Consider the following 15229-nt stretch of genomic DNA (forward strand, 5'->3'; position numbering starts at 1 on the left):
CCCGGCCCGTCCCCGGCGTGACATGGACCGGGGGCGGGCCGCTTTATTTGCGCGGGCGGCCCATGCCCCGGCGCCACGCTAATGCAAATGTTTCAGCTTGTCGGGATTACGCATCACATAGATAGCGACCACCCGCCCTTCCTCTATATCGAGCGCGGTGGTCTGCAATTCGCCATCGGCCTCTCTGGTGACAAAGCCCGGCAAGCCGTTGATCAGCCCCATATGCAGCAGGGTCGAGGGATATTTGCGGAGCAGCACGGCGATGCTGCGCTGCACCTTCAGCACCAGCTTCTTGCCCAGCACGGGCACCACGGCCGCCGAACGCTTGCCGCCACCATCGGACCAGAGGCCGACATCATCGGCGAGCATCGCGCCCAGCAATTCGGTATCGCCGCTGCGCGATGCCTCGAAAAAGGCGCGGGCGATATCCAGCCCCCGCTGCTTTTCGAGCCGGTAGCGCGGGCGGGCTTCGCGGACATGCGCGCGGGCGCGCGACGCAAGTTGCCGCGCTGCCGCCGCGTCGCGCCCGATCGTCGCCGCCACTTCGTCAAAACCCACCCCGAACACATCGTGGAGGAGGAAGGCCGCGCGCTCCAGGGGGGAGAGCCGTTCGAGCGCGAGCATCAGTGGCAAGGTGACGTCGGCTTCCTCCTCCACCGCCGCCCCGTCCTCGACCATCGGGTCGGGCAGCCACGGACCGATATAGGTCTCGCGCCGCACCCGCGCCGATTTCAGCTGGTCAAGGCACAGGCGGGTGACGGTGCGCCGCAGATAGGCGGCGGGAACATCGACCGCCGCGCGGTCGGCAGACAGCCAGCGCAAAAAGGCCTCCTGCACCACATCCTCCGCATCGGCGACCGAACCCAGCATGCGATAGGCGAGGCGGGTCAGCATCGGGCGCAGCGGATCGAAGCTGTCCGCCGCATCAACGCCATCCCCCCGCGCGCGCTCCATCATCAAGCCGCCTTGGCCGCGGGCATGTCATACCAAAGGCCAAAGGCCGCAACGAGGCGGTTCCAGCCGTTGATGATATTGATCAACATGGTGAGCGCCACCTGCTCCTGCGGTGTGAAATGGGCGTCGAGGTCGGCCTTTGCCGCGCTCTGTGTGTGGCCTTGCGACAGCCGGGTCAAGGCATCGGTCCAGGCGAGCGCCGCGCGCTCGCGCGGGGTAAAGACCGGCGCCTCGCGCCACGCGGCGAGCAGATAGAGGCGCTGTTCGCTTTCGCCATGTGCGTGCGCGTCGATACTGTGCATGTTGATGCAATTGGCGCAGCCATTGATTTGCGACGCGCGGATCTTCACCAGTTCGGCGAGGCTCTTTTCGAGCCCCTGCTCGGCGGCATCGGCTGCCGCTTTCCATTGCTGCATCAGCGCGGGGGCGGCGGCGAAAGGGTCCATCTTCTCGGTCATCATCATTCTCCTGCAAGGGATGCGACAATGACGAGCCAGCGATGGCGGATGTGACATGAGCGTCAAAATATTTCGTTATGGCGCGGGAATGGAGTAGCTTTGCTCTACTCATTCACCGGGGAGGACGGGGCTTATGATGAATTTCTTCGCGCGTTATCAGGAGCAAAGCTATGCGTTGCTCCGCATCGTCGCAGGATTGCTGTTCCTGGCACATGGCATTCACAAATTCTGCGATTTTCCTGCCGATTTTCCTTATCCGCTCACCAGCATGCTTGTCGGCGCGGGCGCCATTGAACTGGTTGCCGGCGGGATGATTGCACTCGGCCTGCTCACCCGCCCTGCCGCCTTTATCGCCAGCGGCATGTCGGCGGTGGGCTATTGGACGGTGCACGGCATGGCCAGCCCCTTCCCCATTGCGAATGGCGGGGAGACCATCGCGCTTTACGCCTTCATCTTCCTGTTCATCGCCGCGCGCGGCGCCGGGATCTGGAGCATCGACGCGCTGTGGCAGGACGATAAGGACGCACCGCCCGCGGCCTGAAGAAAAGGGCGGCCTCTTTTCGAAAGGCCGCCCAGTTACAGGCTTCACGCAGGTGAAGAGAAGCGCGCGGCGCTGTATCAAAGCGCGCGCGTATGGGTCTCGATCAGCTTCGTCGCCTCGGCAATCGCCTTGGCGGTGCTCATCTTTCCATCCTGAATTTCATCAGCAATGGTCAGCAGCCGCCCGCTGATCACCGTGCCGGTTTCGGCCTTTTCCTCGATGGCAATGCCGCCCTTGGTCGCCGCGACCCGGTCCCAGGCCGCGCGCACCGCCGCCCAATAATCCTTTGTCGCGGCCCAATAATCATCGGCGGCCTTCACATCATAATCGTCAAAGCGCGTATAGCTGTTGAGGACATATTCCTGGACGATGGGGACGAGCTTTCCGTCCTTCGACGCCATTTTCATATTGTCCTGCCAGTGAATCCAGCCGTCGGGGCCATTCTGGTGGCGGTTGATCGCATAATAGCGGTCGTAAACCGGGTTGCGCACGGCATCGCGGCGGGCGAGCGGGCGCCAGGTCCAATTGGAGCGCCAGCGGCGAATGCCGCCTTGCGTTTCAAACTGGCCCCAGCCGCCATAGCGGGGGCTGTCGTCAACCTGCCACACCGTCTGCGACCAGCGGCCGGTGCGCATCCGTTCAGGCACATCCTCCCACTCCCAGCGATTGGTGTCGGCATAGACGAGCAGGCGTTCGGGCTCATATTCCCAATCCTGCCGCCAATGTTTGATGATGTGCGTCTTTCCTTCATGTTCGATGACGAGCAGATGCTGCAGCACAATCTTGCGGCCACTATCCTCGATCACCCGCACCACTTCATGCCCGCCCGATGTCTTGGCGGCGAGCGGCGTATAATCGCCTGCCCAGCGCGTCGTTTCCTGCATATCGAACCGCACCTTGTAATTGCCCGCCATCGCCAGAATGTCGGCGCGGTCCTGCTCGAAATTGGCCGCAGCCTGTTCGGCGGCAATGGGTGGGTGCGCGCTGGCGGCAACGGGCAGCGCGGCGGAGACGAACAGCGCGGCGGCAAGGCTTTTCACATAATCCATAAGGGCAGTCCTTTGTCGGTTCAGAAACGATAGCTCAGCGACGCGCTCGCATTGCGGCCCGGCTGGGTAAAAGCGTCGGTGATGGTGGAGGCGGCGGACAGGCCGCGGACATCGCTCCACCAGCTGTATTTCGTATCGAGAATATTGAAGACACCGGCGCGCAGGCTCAGCCCTTCGGCCAGCCGGACAAAGGCGGTGGCATCCAATATGGTAAAACCATCGGGGCGATAGCAGGCCGGGGTGCACAGCCCCTCGGTGCGTGACGCTTCCTTGCGCGCGCTGTGGGTCATGATGATCTGCCCGCCGAAGCGCCCGCTTTGCGGCTCGCGATAGCCGACGCCCACGACCAGCTTGAGCGGATCGACGGTCGAAAGCGGCACGCGCGACCCGTCGGGCAAAATCTCGTCGCCCTTGGCATAGGAAAGGGCGAGCGTCGTATACAGGCCGGACGACGCTCGCCCCTCGAACCGCGCTTCGGCGCCTTTGACGCGGGCACGGTCGAGATTGATGAATTGATAGACGGCAGGGTCGGCGGGCGTGAAGCTGCCGTCCACCACTTCCTGGCTGATAAAATCCGTGTAGCGCGCCGAAAAGGCGGTGAGGTCAAGGCCGATATGGTCGCCCGAAAAGCGCAGCCCCCCTTCAAGGCTTTCACTGCGTTCGGGCTTCAGGTCGGGATTGGGACGCGAAGTATAGCCAAAGGCCAGATTTTCGAAAAACTGGTTCACCTGCCCCGGCTCGGGCGCCTTGAACCCGGTCGCATAATTGGCGAAAATCCGCACGCTGTCGGTGATCTTGAGCAGCGCGCCAAATTTGGGAGACACGCGCGATCCGTCCTGGCTGGCGCCCGAAAATTCGGGCAGCAGCGGATCATCCTGCGGCGACAGATCGTAAAAATCGAAGCGCAGCGCGGGATGGAGGATCAGCCGGCCACCCGCAGCACTGATTTCATCGCCCGCGAACAATCCGCCGCGCGTGAAGTCGGTTTCGGGAAAGGCGCGCGTCGGAAAGGTTTCGCCAAAGGGCGGGACGGTACCATCGCGCAGGCCGCGCTGGCGCGTCTTGCTGATGTCGCCGCCAAAGACGAGCCGGTGGGCGATGGCGCCGGCCGCAAAATCGGCGCGCGCATCGGCGGACAGGCCGAACACGCGATTTTCAAATGTGTTGAGGCGGGTGCGGTCGGCGGAGGGCGTGCGATCCTCTTCGGTATATTGGCGATCCTCGCCATCCTGCCAGTAAAGCGCGACGCGGGCGAAATCGATCACCCCCTCGCCTTCCCAGCTCCAGTCGAGCGACACGCGCTTGCGCTCCCCGCTGTCCCAGGCTTCGAGCCGGTCGACCGAGGCGCCGAAACTGCCCGGCCCCACGCCGGTCAGGCCATTGGTGTAAAGACCGGTATCCAGATATTCGCCCGTCAAGCGAAGCTTGTGGCCATTGGCCGGATCATAGACGAGACGCGCCAGCGCGGCGTTTGAATGACCGTCCTGAGGGTTGGGCCGGGTGCGCGCCGATCCGGTGCCGCCAACCCTCCCCTGATTGCCCAGCTCCTTCCAGTCGCGGTGCGTATAGGCGGCCATCCCCGACCAGTCGCCGCTTTGCCCGGCCAATATGGCGGTGCCGCCCACTTCCTCGTCGGCGCTGGCATAGGCGGCGCGGGCAAGCCCGCCGACATTGCGCCCATCTTTCAGAAAATCGACCGGATCGGCGGTGATAAAGCTCACCGCGCCCGCCAGCCCGTCGCTGCCATAGAGCGCCGAGGATGGCCCGCGCAAAATCTCCACCGATTTGATGAGGCCCAGATCGACATAGTCGCCCCGCCCCGCCGCCTGCGCGCCAAAGGCAAAGCCGTCGGGGACGCGCACGCCATCGACCTGGATCAGCACGCGATTGCCGCCGATCCCGCGAATGTTGAAACTGTCATTGCCCGCGCGGCCCGTCGATCCCAGCGCGGCGCCAAAGCGCGCAGGCTGGCGCTGAACGCTGACCCCCGGCTCGAAACGGACGAGGTCGCGAATATCGGTCACCAGCTCATCGGCCATTTGTTCGGCGCTGATCACCGAGACGGTGACAGGCAGATCCTCGGCCCGCGTCGGCGTGCGGGTGGCGGTGACGACAATCTGGTTTTTGCGCGCAAGCCAATAGGCGCCGTCATTATCCTGTGCCCAGGCCCTTTGTTCCCCCGCGACCCCCGCGCCAAGCGCCAGCGCACCGAGGACAAGCCGCGAGGCCGAAGCGGCGCCGAAGGACGAAATGCGACCGGTCAATATTCTTCCCCTTTTTGAGATTGCGATTGATTCGCAATAGCGTGTCCTTAGGGGCACCGAAATCAGGGGTCAAGATTTTTGATAATAGGAATCATTCTTAATAATGTCGCAAAAGTGAGAAGCGCGAGCGGCCCCCCTATCTGCGGGCAGCGCTTCCGGGCTCAGTTCAGAAAATCGAGAACATCCACCTGCCCCTCTGCGGGGCGCGCAATCACGCTCAACGAGCCATCGGTTTCCAGCACAACCGCGGCCACCTCCGCCGTCCGCGCAATCCCCTGTCCGCGGATCGCCGAATAGACCTCGGCCCGCGTCACCCGCTCATCGCGCAGGGCGTCGGCACAGATTTCGCCGTCGCGCATCAACAGCCGGGGTTTGGCGCGGGTGATCTGCTGGACAAAATCCGAGTGGATCGACAATTTCGCGACGAGCCATTGCAGCAGCGCGAGCATAGCAAAGGCGAGCGCCCCTTCGGCAAAGGCGATATCGCCCGACAGCAGCACGGTCGAAAGGGTGGAGCCGAGCGCCACCGTCACGACCAGATCAAAGGCGTTGAGCTTTGACAAGGCGCGCTTTCCCGCCGCGCGCAGGATCAGGATGAGTGCGGTATAAGCTGTGATCGAGATAACCACGACGCGCAGCAGCCCGAAAAGATTGTCATAGAACATGGGAAAGCAACGCATCAGCGCCGCCGCATGTTGCCTCCTTGGAGGGAGCGCGACACTCTATCGCTTGCGTCCGAAGCTGCGCCGCACATCAAATCGCTGAAGCTGCGGTGCATCAGGGCCGCTGCGCGGTGCGCGCGCACGAACCTCGAACTGCCCCCCGATCCCTTCGGCCATTCCGCGTTTCTGCCGCCATTCCTCGGCCAGCTTCTGCCGCTCGTCGGGACTTGAAGGCATCAGTTCATCGGGAAGGGTGCGATCGTCGAATACCCGTTCGCGCGGGACATAGTCCGCCGCCTGAAAAGCATATTCGCGGTGCATCAGCGGCTCGATTTCATAAAACGCCGCGTCCTCCTCCCTCGCCTCGATATGGCGCACCCGATAGGCCTCGCTATGGTCGTCGGGCCCGAAAATATCATTGTCGGGAATGACATAGCCACCTGCCATGGTCGCAACCTTCAGGAAACGCAGTATCGCGGCATAACTCGCCATCCACGGCAGTTCGGTCGGGGCAATGCGAATTTCACGCCCCACAAAATGCGCCGCGCCATAAGTCTGTATCCCGGCCAGCGCCTTGCCCGCGGCATTTTCTCCCCCGCCATAGAGAAAGGGGTGGACGTGAAGGGGCCCCGGCACATTGGCCGATGCCCCCGATGCCAAAGTTTCAAACATGTCGCCGGAAAGCAGCTGGTCGCTTTGCGTCCAGTGGACGGCGCTGGCCCCTGCCTCATCCATCAAGACGCGCGCCAATGTCGCGCATATCTCTATCCGCCGCAGCCATTGGGCCGATGTCTCGCCGGGGTCCTGATAGCCGATTTCGGACAGAAACTGATCGATGCCCGGCGACGAAAGCCGGGCGCCATTCATCACCCCGACCAGAATATGGCTTTTGTGACGCAGCAGCCTTTCGGGGATGTCGGAGCAATAAAGGCGCGTGACCGCCGAACTCATGGCGGGCCGGAATATTTCCGGCTTGGCCGGTCCCGCCACATATTCCAGCGTGATCATCAAACCGCCGGGGCCAGCCAGCCGATAAAAGACGCCTGGCTTCGATTCCATGATATGATAGCCGACGCCGGTTCGCGCCGTCTCGATATGAATAAAATTGCGCAGCGCCGCGTCGAGAATATCAACCGGGGTTTCGAACAATAGCGCGGACTGAATCTGATGAGGGAAAGGCATGGCTGGCTCACGATCAAGAATCGACGCGCGCCTTCTCTCATCTTTATCTGTGATTTCCGTTAATCTTGCGGCGCCGGCCTTCCCAACCCCGTTCAGCCACCCCTGATGTCGAGCAGCCAGATTGCGGCGACCAGTGCGAGCGCGCCCAGCGAAAACATCACCGCGACCAGCCGCAACTTCATGCCCTTCAGCGGTTCGGCCTGATGCGCGCTCAGCCGCGCGTGGGTCGCGCATCCGTGCCGCTGCGCCGCCCAGAAGATAAACACCCCCATCAGGATGAAGAGCGTCGCAATGGCGCGCGGCACCCAATCGGGCTCCAGCCGCCCGAACAGGGCGTTAAAGCCAAGGCCAATGCCGACCGCCGCCATGCCCGTCCGCATCCAGCCCGCGAAGGTGCGCTCATTGGCCATCAGCGTGCGGTCTTCGGCCCAGGCGGTGCGTTCCTCGGCCAGGTCGGTGCGGTCGGCCTTGTCCTCCTTATCCTGTTCCTGCGCTTCGGCGTCGCTCAACTACCGGGACCTTCATAGGCTTCGACGATGCGCCCGACGATCGGGTGGCGCACCACATCGGCGCTGGTGAAACGGCTGACGTTGATGCCTTCGAGCCCTTCCAGCCGCGCGACCGCATCGGCCAGGCCCGAGGTGGCGGGCATCGGCAGGTCGACCTGCTTGGGGTCGCCGCAGATGACCATGCGGCTGTTCATCCCAAAGCGGGTGAGGAACATCTTCATCTGGGGAATAGTGGTATTCTGCGCTTCGTCGAGGATGATGAAAGCATCGGCCAGCGTACGCCCGCGCATGAAGGCAAGTGGCGCAATCTCGATCTCCCCGCTCGCGATGCGCCGCTCGACCTGCTCGGCGGGCAGGCAATCATGCAGCGCATCGTAAAGCGGGCGCAAATAGGGATCGACCTTTTCCTTCATGTCGCCGGGAAGAAAGCCCAGCTTCTCGCCCGCTTCGACCGCGGGACGCGACAGGATCAGCCGCTGGACGCTGCCGGTGATCAGCTGCGCCACCGCCTGCGCGACAGCGAGATAGGTTTTGCCCGTGCCCGCCGGGCCGAGCGCGAAAATCACATCGTCGCGCGCCAGCGCCTGCATATAGGGAATTTGCGACGGCGCGCGCGGCACGATCGTTTTCTTGCGCGTGCGGATCATCACCGGCGGTGCTTCATTGCTTTCGTGGCGAATAATGCCGTCGAGCGTCGGCTGCGCGGTCATGGCGATCACCGCATCGACCAGCCCCGCGTCGGCCTCTTCACCGCGCTCGATGCGCGTATAAAGCTGGGTGAGCACATCGCGCGCCCGCGCTGCCGCTTCGGCCTCGCCCTCGATCTGGACGCGGTTGCCGCGCGCCGAAATATAGACGCCAAGGCGATTTTCGATGGCCACCAGATTGCGGTCAAATTCGCCGAACAATATTCCCAGCAATTGTGTTCGTTCAAATTCGGCCGACAGATGGACGCGGTCGCCGGGTTCGGCGGGGGCAGCGGCGGTCATCGAACGTTTGGGCACGTGGGCAGGGCTCCTAGCTGATATTATATGCTGTGTACTCCCGCAAAGGCGGGAGTCCATCACCTGTGGCTATAGAATGCGACGGATGGAAATGGGCTCCAGCCTTACCAGGAGCACAGCCTTTCCAAAGCGGCATCAAGCGACGGCTTCCATCAACGGCTCGGCGCCAAGGCTGTTCGGCCCCGCCGAGGTGATGCGAACGTCGATCATGTCGCCGATGGCGAGCCCAGGCGCGATGACATGCACCGACTGGAGCCACGGCGATTTGCCGATGAGTTGCCCCTCCAGCTTGCCCTTGCGTTCGAGCAGCAGCTGCGTCGTGCGCCCGACGGTGGCTTCGTTGAACGCCTGCTGCTGCTGGTTCAGCAGCGCCTGCAGCCGCTGGAGCCGCTCGTTCATCACCGCCTCTTCGACCTGGTCGTCCATCGTCGCGGCCGGCGTGCCGGGGCGGCGCGAATATTTGAAGCTGTACGCCATCGCATATTCGGTCGCGCGGACGATATCGAGCGTCGCGTCGAAATCCGCATCGCTTTCGCCGGGGAAGCCGACGATGAAGTCGCCCGAAATCGCGATGTCGGGGCGCGCGGCGCGGACGCGCTCGATAATCTTCAGATAGCTGTCGACGCTGTGGCTGCGGTTCATCGCGGCGAGGATGCGGTCGCTGCCTGCCTGCACCGGCAGGTGAAGGAAGGGCATCAGCTTTTCGACCTCGCCATGCGCGCCGATCAGCCCGTCGGTCATCATGTCATTGGGGTGGCTGGTGGTATAGCGAATGCGCTCCAACCCATCCTCTTTCGCAAGCGCGCGGATCAACCCATCGAGCCCGATGGCGCGCCCCTTGTCATCCTCGCCGTCCCATGCATTCACATTCTGGCCGAGCAAGGTGATCTCGCGCACCCCGCCCTCGACCAGCGCGCGCGCCTCAGCGATCAGGTCAGCAAAAGGCCGGCTGATTTCGGCCCCGCGCGTATAGGGAACCACGCAATAGGTGCAGAATTTGTCGCACCCTTCCTGCACGGTCAGAAAAGCGGTCGGGCGTTGTCCGCCCGCGCGCTTGGGCAGCGCGCCGAATTTGCTTTCAAGCGGCATGTCGAGGTCGACCGCCTTTTCGCCGCATTCCGCGCGCGCGATAAGGTCGGGCAGGCGGTGATAGGCCTGCGGGCCGACAACCACATCGACACTCGGCGCACGGCGCGCAATTTCGGCGCCCTCGGCCTGCGCGACACAGCCTGCAACGGCGATGGTCGGGCGGCTGCCGTCGGCGCGCTTCAGTCGGCCAATGTCCGAATAGACTTTCTCGGCGGCCTTTTCGCGGATGTGACAGGTGTTGAGCACGACCAGATCGGCCTCGCCCCCGTCGGCGGCGGGGACATAGCCTTGCGATCCCAGCATCTCGGCCATTCGTTCGCCGTCATAGACATTCATCTGGCAGCCGAAGGATTTGACGTGGAAGGTTTTGGGACCTTTTTGGGCGTCAGTCTTGGAGGAGTCGGAAGTCATCGGCGCGCTATAGGCGATGCGGGGCGTCGGCGGAAGGGCGCGCGGTTTCGCTCATCCGATGCGCGATGGCGGCGCGGGCGGCCTGCCCCAGCGCCTTGCGATCCCGCTCAGCCGCATCGGGCAGCGGCTCAAGATAATGGATAACCAGCTCGATCGGGCGGCTTCGCGCGAGCAGCCGCTTGAAATTGTCGAGCCCCGATTCCGGGTTAAGCCAGGCAACATCCGCACTTTCCGGCCCATAATCGAGGAAAACGGGCTGCACCCGAAGCCCCGGCGGCGTCGGGATTACCGCCTGAAGCAGCGCGGGCCGAAAGGGCAGAAGCCCCTGCCCCGCCCCCGTTGTCCCTTCGGGAAACAGCGTGACGGGACGCCCGTCGGCCAGCGCATCGCGCAGGCTCTTCGTCTGGTCATGGATGGCGCGGCGATCCTCGCGCTGGACATAGACGGTGCGATTCTGGTCGGCGAGCCATCCCAGCAACGGCGTATCGGCGACTTCCGCCTTCGACACAAAGGCCGATCGCGCCGCGCCGCCCAGCGCCAATATGTCGAGCCAGCTCACATGGTTGGAAACGAACAGGACGTCGCGCCGCAGCCGCGTGCCCGTGGTGCGGATACGCAGCCCCGCCAGCCATCCCGCCGCGTTCAAAAAGGCCATCACCATGGGCGATGGCCGCCCGACGGCGCGGTACAACAGGTGGGGAACGATCAGAAAGAGAAGCGTCAGCGCCATCAGCAACAGGCGGACGACCAGCCGCCAGCTTATGCGCGCAGCCTCAGCCCTTGTCGCGGCCGATGGCGACACCATAAAGCTCCATGCGATGATCGACGAGGCGATAGCCGAGCCGTTCGGCAATCACTTTTTGCAGCGCCTCCAGTTCGGGATCGACAAATTCGATCACCTTGCCGGTTTCGACATCGATCAGATGATCATGATGCGCCTCGGGCGCCGCTTCATAGCGTGAACGGCCATCGCCGAAATCATGGCGGTCCAAAATGCCCGCTTCTTCGAACAGGCGCACGGTGCGATAAACGGTCGCGATCGAAATGCCGCTATCGATGGCCGAGGCGCGCTCATACAGCGTTTCGACATCGGGATGGTCCTGCGATTCCGAAATGACACGCGCGATGACGCGCCGCTGTTCGGTGATGCGAAGCCCCTTTTCCTGGCACAGAGCTTCAAGATCGATGGTACCGGACATGGGGGCCTTTCCTGCCTGTGCAGTCGTGTCGTAATCTTGTCTCATTCTATAGGATGGGGGGACGCATAGAACAAGGGCGGCACCCCCGTGCCGCCCCCGATCTTTTCAAGGCTGAAAAACCTTAGGCGCCCTTGCGCTTGCGGCCGCCCCCGCGGCCCTTTGTGCCCAAACCGATCTGCTTGGCCAGTTCGCGGCGCTTTTCGGCATAATTGGGCGCGACCATCGGATAGTCGGCCGGAAGTCCCCATTTGGCGCGATAGTCATCGGGCGTCATACCATAATGCGTCATCAAGTGGCGACGCAGCATCTTAAGCTTCTTGCCATCTTCGAGACAGATAATATGGTCGGGTTTGACCGAGGCGCGGATGGAAACCGCTGGTACGGGCTTTTCTTCTTCTACGGGTTCACTTCCAAGCGCCGCGAGCGCTGAATGAACATTATTGATGACGAGCGCGAGATCAGAGATCGCGACACTATTGTTGCTGACATGGGCGGCGACAATGTCCGCCGTCAGCGTGACCAGCATTTCATTGCTATCGGCCTGTTCCGACATACGACCTATCCTTTATTTTGAGACCGGCTTTGGTTTGATTATCGTTGTGGGAGATAGCCCCCGCGCTGGTCGATGCCATTTTGGTAGCAATTTCGCAACGCTTGTTTTATCAATCTTAATTCAAAATGGGTCAACGCCGCATGGTAATGGCGTCGCGCAACACAGCATCTTTGCCGCGATAATAGGACGGACGCCGTCCTGCTTCAGAAAAACCTGCCTGCTTATAAAGATATATGGCTTCATTATCCGCGCGCATTTCAAGGAAATATTCGTCTGCCCCGCGTGCGCTCGCCCACTGCTGCCAATCATCCAGCAAGAGCTGGCCTATCCCGCGCCGCCGAAAGCACGGGTCGACCGCCAACAATAGTAATTCGCTTTCTGGGCCAGCAATGCGGGCCGCGTAAAATCCGCAAGGCTGTCCCCCCTCACGAGCCAGCATAATATGCGCCGATGGCAAGGCAAATAAAGTCAACAGCTGGGCCGCGCTCCATGCCTCACCGTAAAGCGGGTCAAAAGCGGCATCCATGACTTGCATCACGTCATTGAGGTCGGCGACACGCGCCTCTGTCAACTCAATCGCTGCGCTCATCGCGCCGCCATCGGCTTGGCATCGGGCGCACGGCCATAAATGGGGGTGGGCGGATCGAAACAGCTATTGTCCGGCAAGAATGGGAAAGCCCGCGCGTCGGGACTGCAGGACAGGGCACGCCCATGACCGCGCTGTTCAACAAAAGCTTCTGCCCGATTGCCGATTACCAGCGCATCTTCATGACCGATCGCGACATCGGGCAAGAGCGAGCGCATTTGCCCCCGCGGCGCCAACTGGTCATCGAAAGGCTGGACGAACCATTGGCCATGGCCGCCCTCCATCACCACCAGCGCGCCGTTCCCGGCCTGCACCTCTTCCCGGTGGGCCGCGGCCACCAGGGCCAGCGTCGAGAAACCGCGCACCGGCACGTCCCAACCAAAGCCGAGCGCGCGCGCGGCGGCGACCCCGATCCGCACCCCGGCAAAACTCCCCGGCCCGCACCCGACAAAAATGGCGCCGGCCCGGCCGCCGCCTTCAAGTTCGGCGATAAAGGGCAGCAGCTTTTCGGCATGGCCGCGCCCGATAATCGCATGGCGATGATCGACCAGCGCGCCCTCGTCGAACAGCGCCACCGAACAAGCCTCACTTGCCGAATCGATGACCAGTTGCCGCATCAAAAGACCGCCCGTACGTCAGTCGATACGATTGAAGCGGTCGAACGCGGGACGCGGGCTGCGATCAAAAATCGTTGCGGGGTCGCCATAGCCCAAGGTCGAAATGAAATTGCTTTTCCATTTCGGCTCGCCTGCGAAAAGCGCCTTGTCGACCGCCTCATTGTCAAAGCCCGACATGGGCCCGGTGTCGAGACCCAGCGCCCGCGCCGCCATGATGAAATAGGCACCCTGCAGGCTGCTGTTGCGAAAGGCCGTGGCCTCCGCCAGCGCATCCTTGCCTGCAAACCAGCTTCGCGCATCGTCGTGCGGAAATAATTCAGGCAGATGCTCGTAAAACTCGATATCCATCGCAATGATCGCGGTGACGGGCGCCTTCAATATCTTGGCGCCATTGCTGGGCATCGAAAGATCGGCCAGCTTTTTCTTCGCTTCATCGGATACGCACCAGATGATGCGCGCTGGCAGGCTGTTCGCGCTTGTCGGGCCATATTTCATCAGATCCCAGATCTGATGCAGCTGCGCCTCGCTGACCGGCTTGTCGAGATAGCCATTATAGGTACGCGCGGTGCGAAACAACTGGTCGAGGGCGCGGTCCGAAAGTGGCTCGCTCATGGCCAAGTCTCCTGCGGATTGGTCAGACAGCGTGAACCGCCGTCACTTCGGGAACATAATGTTTAAGGAGCGATTCAATACCGTGCTTCAAGGTGGCGGTCGATGACGGGCATCCCGCGCAAGCGCCCTGCATTTTCAGATAGACATTGCCCTTGTCAAACCCGCGATAGACAATGTCGCCGCCATCATTGGCAACGGCGGGCCGGACGCGGGTTTCGATCAACTCCTTGATCTGTGCGATAATATCGGCGTCCGCGGGATCATCGGCAAACCCGCCCTCCTCTTCCACGGGAACGGCGATACCCGCCGCACTCGCGGGATGGAACAACGGCAGATCGGCCAGAAAATGGTCCATGACGATGCCCAGAACATCGGGTTTCACATCATTCCATTCAGCGCCCGGTGCAATGGTCACCGAGATGAAGTCGCGGCCAAAGAAAACGCCGGTGACGTCGCCCAAAGTGAAAAGCGCAGTCGCAAGCGGCGATGCCTCGGCTTCTTCGGGGCTGGCAAAGTCGCGCGTGCCGCTTTCCATCACGGGGCGACCGGGCAGAAATTTGACCGTCGCGGGGTTCGGGGTCGATTCGGTTTCGATCAGCATGAGGCGCATGTGGGGCCGAAGGGCGCTTTGTGCAAGCACAGCGCGGGCGTAAGGGGCAAGGATGCGGAGCTTTCGTCATTTTGCAGCCATCGACTGGTCAGGCGCCCGCGGCGCGCGTCAACCGGGGATCTCCATCGCCCTCGCGAGCGACAGGGCGGCGCCCACGCTGCTGCGCCCTGGTCATGTCTGGACGCGCGCCGAAGCGCTGGACTGGCTTCGGCAGATTGCGGAAAGCGACGCCGACATGCTGATCGGCTTTGATTTTTCGGCAGCCTTCGCCTTTTGGGATAGGGATGCCTATTTCCCCGAATGGGCCGACAGTCCCACTGATATGCAGGAATTATGGTCGCTGGTCGAAGCGCTTAGCCGGAATGATCCGCATTTCGAGGCGACAGGCTTTCTCTCCCACCCCGAAGCGCGGCGCCATTTCCGCCATGCGCGCGGCGAGGTCGGCGATTTATTCACCCCCGGCGCCGGGCGATTGCGCATCGTCGAGCAGCATCAGCGCGCAACGCGTCAGGCCGCAAGCGTCAGCAATTTCAATTTGGTGGGCGCAGCGCAGGTCGGCAAGGCAAGCCTGACCGGCATGCGTCTTCTCCACCGGCTGCATCCCCATACGCCCTTCTGGCCGCTCGACCCGGTGCCCGCAAAAGGGCCTTTGCTGGTCGAAATCTACACCAGCCTTGCCGCGCGGGCGGCAGGAGCCCGCGCTGGACGAAGCAAGATACGCGACGGCAGGGCGCTGGACACGGCGCTCGCCGCCCTGGGATCACCGCCGGTCGGACTTTCCGGCCCGGTGCGCGATCATGACAGCGACGCCCTGCTGTCGGCCGCCTGGCTGCGCGCCATAGCCAGCGACCCCGCTTATTGGTCCCCCAGTCCGCTAAGCGATGCTATCGCGCGGACCGAGGGATGGACTTTCGGGATCGTGTAAACCG

At 62.6% G+C, this 15229-nt stretch carries 18 protein-coding genes; 2 read left to right on the forward strand and 16 right to left on the reverse strand.

Annotation, left to right across the window (positions count from 1 at the left end; all coding sequences use genetic code 11):
• Positions 1-78: 78 nt before the first annotated feature.
• Both JV18_RS0113620 and JV18_RS0113625 read right to left on the reverse strand, forming a co-directional pair.
• Complete coding sequence (locus JV18_RS0113620) at positions 79-957, reverse strand: sigma-70 family RNA polymerase sigma factor (RefSeq protein WP_081944861.1); 879 nt, start codon at positions 955-957, stop codon at positions 79-81.
• The gene (locus tag JV18_RS0113625) at positions 957-1412 is read right to left on the reverse strand and encodes a carboxymuconolactone decarboxylase family protein (RefSeq protein WP_033075649.1); all 456 of its coding nucleotides are present in this window, start codon (positions 1410-1412) and stop codon (positions 957-959) included. The genes JV18_RS0113620 and JV18_RS0113625 overlap by 1 nt, the downstream gene beginning before the upstream one ends.
• A gap of 133 nt (positions 1413-1545) precedes the next feature.
• Here JV18_RS0113625 and JV18_RS0113630 point away from each other — a divergent pair, with 133 nt between their 5' ends.
• Complete coding sequence (locus JV18_RS0113630; protein ID WP_052072275.1) at positions 1546-1953, forward strand: DoxX family protein; 408 nt, start codon at positions 1546-1548, stop codon at positions 1951-1953.
• A 77-nt stretch (positions 1954-2030) separates the two neighbouring features.
• Here the strand turns inward: JV18_RS0113630 and JV18_RS0113635 are convergent, their stop codons facing one another.
• From JV18_RS0113635 to JV18_RS0113700, 14 genes are all read right to left on the reverse strand, one after another.
• On the reverse strand, positions 2031-3002 hold the full coding sequence (locus JV18_RS0113635) for a DUF6607 family protein (protein WP_033075509.1): 972 nt from the start codon (positions 3000-3002) through the stop codon (positions 2031-2033).
• A gap of 20 nt (positions 3003-3022) precedes the next feature.
• Complete coding sequence (locus JV18_RS0113640; RefSeq protein ID WP_235303494.1) at positions 3023-5266, reverse strand: TonB-dependent hemoglobin/transferrin/lactoferrin family receptor; 2244 nt, start codon at positions 5264-5266, stop codon at positions 3023-3025.
• Positions 5267-5427: 161 nt separating this feature from the next.
• The gene (locus tag JV18_RS0113645) at positions 5428-5931 is read right to left on the reverse strand and encodes a DUF421 domain-containing protein (RefSeq protein ID WP_033075510.1); all 504 of its coding nucleotides are present in this window, start codon (positions 5929-5931) and stop codon (positions 5428-5430) included.
• Between the two features lie 57 nt (positions 5932-5988).
• Entirely contained in the window at positions 5989-7110 is a 1122-nt protein-coding gene (locus JV18_RS0113650) for a hypothetical protein (RefSeq protein WP_033075511.1), read from the reverse strand.
• A 92-nt stretch (positions 7111-7202) separates the two neighbouring features.
• Positions 7203-7619 (reverse strand): YidH family protein, encoded by a 417-nt coding sequence (locus JV18_RS0113655; RefSeq protein WP_033075512.1) that lies wholly within the window; start codon positions 7617-7619, stop codon positions 7203-7205.
• A complete protein-coding gene (locus JV18_RS0113660; protein WP_052072321.1) occupies positions 7616-8608 on the reverse strand; it encodes a PhoH family protein in 993 nt (330 codons plus the stop codon). Before JV18_RS0113660 ends, JV18_RS0113655 begins: the two co-directional genes overlap by 4 nt.
• A gap of 150 nt (positions 8609-8758) precedes the next feature.
• Positions 8759-10123 (reverse strand): tRNA (N6-isopentenyl adenosine(37)-C2)-methylthiotransferase MiaB, encoded by a 1365-nt coding sequence (gene miaB, locus JV18_RS0113665; protein WP_052072276.1) that lies wholly within the window; start codon positions 10121-10123, stop codon positions 8759-8761.
• Between the two features lie 7 nt (positions 10124-10130).
• On the reverse strand, positions 10131-10928 hold the full coding sequence (locus JV18_RS0113670; RefSeq protein ID WP_235303496.1) for a lysophospholipid acyltransferase family protein: 798 nt from the start codon (positions 10926-10928) through the stop codon (positions 10131-10133).
• The gene (locus JV18_RS0113675; RefSeq protein WP_033075514.1) at positions 10897-11322 is read right to left on the reverse strand and encodes a Fur family transcriptional regulator; all 426 of its coding nucleotides are present in this window, start codon (positions 11320-11322) and stop codon (positions 10897-10899) included. The genes JV18_RS0113670 and JV18_RS0113675 overlap by 32 nt, the downstream gene beginning before the upstream one ends.
• A 121-nt stretch (positions 11323-11443) precedes the next feature.
• Complete coding sequence (locus JV18_RS0113680) at positions 11444-11875, reverse strand: MucR family transcriptional regulator (protein WP_033075515.1); 432 nt, start codon at positions 11873-11875, stop codon at positions 11444-11446.
• Positions 11876-12005: 130 nt separating this feature from the next.
• The gene (locus JV18_RS0113685) at positions 12006-12464 is read right to left on the reverse strand and encodes a GNAT family N-acetyltransferase (RefSeq protein WP_052072279.1); all 459 of its coding nucleotides are present in this window, start codon (positions 12462-12464) and stop codon (positions 12006-12008) included.
• Entirely contained in the window at positions 12461-13078 is a 618-nt protein-coding gene (tsaB, locus tag JV18_RS0113690; protein ID WP_033075516.1) for a tRNA (adenosine(37)-N6)-threonylcarbamoyltransferase complex dimerization subunit type 1 TsaB, read from the reverse strand. The genes JV18_RS0113685 and tsaB overlap by 4 nt, the downstream gene beginning before the upstream one ends.
• An 18-nt stretch (positions 13079-13096) precedes the next feature.
• The gene (locus tag JV18_RS0113695) at positions 13097-13690 is read right to left on the reverse strand and encodes a malonic semialdehyde reductase (protein WP_033075517.1); all 594 of its coding nucleotides are present in this window, start codon (positions 13688-13690) and stop codon (positions 13097-13099) included.
• Between the two features lie 22 nt (positions 13691-13712).
• Complete coding sequence (locus tag JV18_RS0113700) at positions 13713-14291, reverse strand: NifU family protein (RefSeq protein WP_033075655.1); 579 nt, start codon at positions 14289-14291, stop codon at positions 13713-13715.
• Positions 14292-14352: 61 nt separating this feature from the next.
• Between JV18_RS0113700 and JV18_RS0113705 the strand changes: the two genes are divergently transcribed.
• Positions 14353-15225 (forward strand): hypothetical protein, encoded by an 873-nt coding sequence (locus JV18_RS0113705; RefSeq protein ID WP_033075518.1) that lies wholly within the window; start codon positions 14353-14355, stop codon positions 15223-15225.
• Positions 15226-15229: the final 4 nt, after the last annotated feature.

It is taken from the genome of Sphingopyxis sp. MWB1, assembly GCF_000763945.1.
GTDB lineage: Bacteria > Pseudomonadota > Alphaproteobacteria > Sphingomonadales > Sphingomonadaceae > Sphingopyxis.

Excerpts from the sequence above, each read along its gene's own strand:
- JV18_RS0113620 (WP_081944861.1), bottom strand. The coding sequence starts at position 957 with ATGATGGAGCGCGCGCGGGGGGATGGCGTTGATGCGGCGGACAGCTTC.
- JV18_RS0113625 (WP_033075649.1), bottom strand. The coding sequence starts at position 1,412 with ATGACCGAGAAGATGGACCCTTTCGCCGCCGCCCCCGCGCTGATGCAG.
- JV18_RS0113630 (WP_052072275.1), top strand. The coding sequence starts at position 1,546 with ATGATGAATTTCTTCGCGCGTTATCAGGAGCAAAGCTATGCGTTGCTC.
- JV18_RS0113635 (WP_033075509.1), bottom strand. The coding sequence starts at position 3,002 with ATGGATTATGTGAAAAGCCTTGCCGCCGCGCTGTTCGTCTCCGCCGCG.
- JV18_RS0113645 (WP_033075510.1), bottom strand. The coding sequence starts at position 5,931 with ATGTTCTATGACAATCTTTTCGGGCTGCTGCGCGTCGTGGTTATCTCG.
- JV18_RS0113650 (WP_033075511.1), bottom strand. The coding sequence starts at position 7,110 with ATGCCTTTCCCTCATCAGATTCAGTCCGCGCTATTGTTCGAAACCCCG.
- JV18_RS0113660 (WP_052072321.1), bottom strand. The coding sequence starts at position 8,608 with ATGACCGCCGCTGCCCCCGCCGAACCCGGCGACCGCGTCCATCTGTCG.
- miaB (WP_052072276.1), bottom strand. The coding sequence starts at position 10,123 with ATGACTTCCGACTCCTCCAAGACTGACGCCCAAAAAGGTCCCAAAACC.
- JV18_RS0113670 (WP_235303496.1), bottom strand. The coding sequence starts at position 10,928 with ATGGTGTCGCCATCGGCCGCGACAAGGGCTGAGGCTGCGCGCATAAGC.
- JV18_RS0113675 (WP_033075514.1), bottom strand. The coding sequence starts at position 11,322 with ATGTCCGGTACCATCGATCTTGAAGCTCTGTGCCAGGAAAAGGGGCTT.
- JV18_RS0113680 (WP_033075515.1), bottom strand. The coding sequence starts at position 11,875 with ATGTCGGAACAGGCCGATAGCAATGAAATGCTGGTCACGCTGACGGCG.
- JV18_RS0113685 (WP_052072279.1), bottom strand. The coding sequence starts at position 12,464 with ATGAGCGCAGCGATTGAGTTGACAGAGGCGCGTGTCGCCGACCTCAAT.
- tsaB (WP_033075516.1), bottom strand. The coding sequence starts at position 13,078 with ATGCGGCAACTGGTCATCGATTCGGCAAGTGAGGCTTGTTCGGTGGCG.
- JV18_RS0113695 (WP_033075517.1), bottom strand. The coding sequence starts at position 13,690 with ATGAGCGAGCCACTTTCGGACCGCGCCCTCGACCAGTTGTTTCGCACC.
- JV18_RS0113700 (WP_033075655.1), bottom strand. The coding sequence starts at position 14,291 with ATGCTGATCGAAACCGAATCGACCCCGAACCCCGCGACGGTCAAATTT.
- JV18_RS0113705 (WP_033075518.1), top strand. The coding sequence starts at position 14,353 with ATGCGGAGCTTTCGTCATTTTGCAGCCATCGACTGGTCAGGCGCCCGC.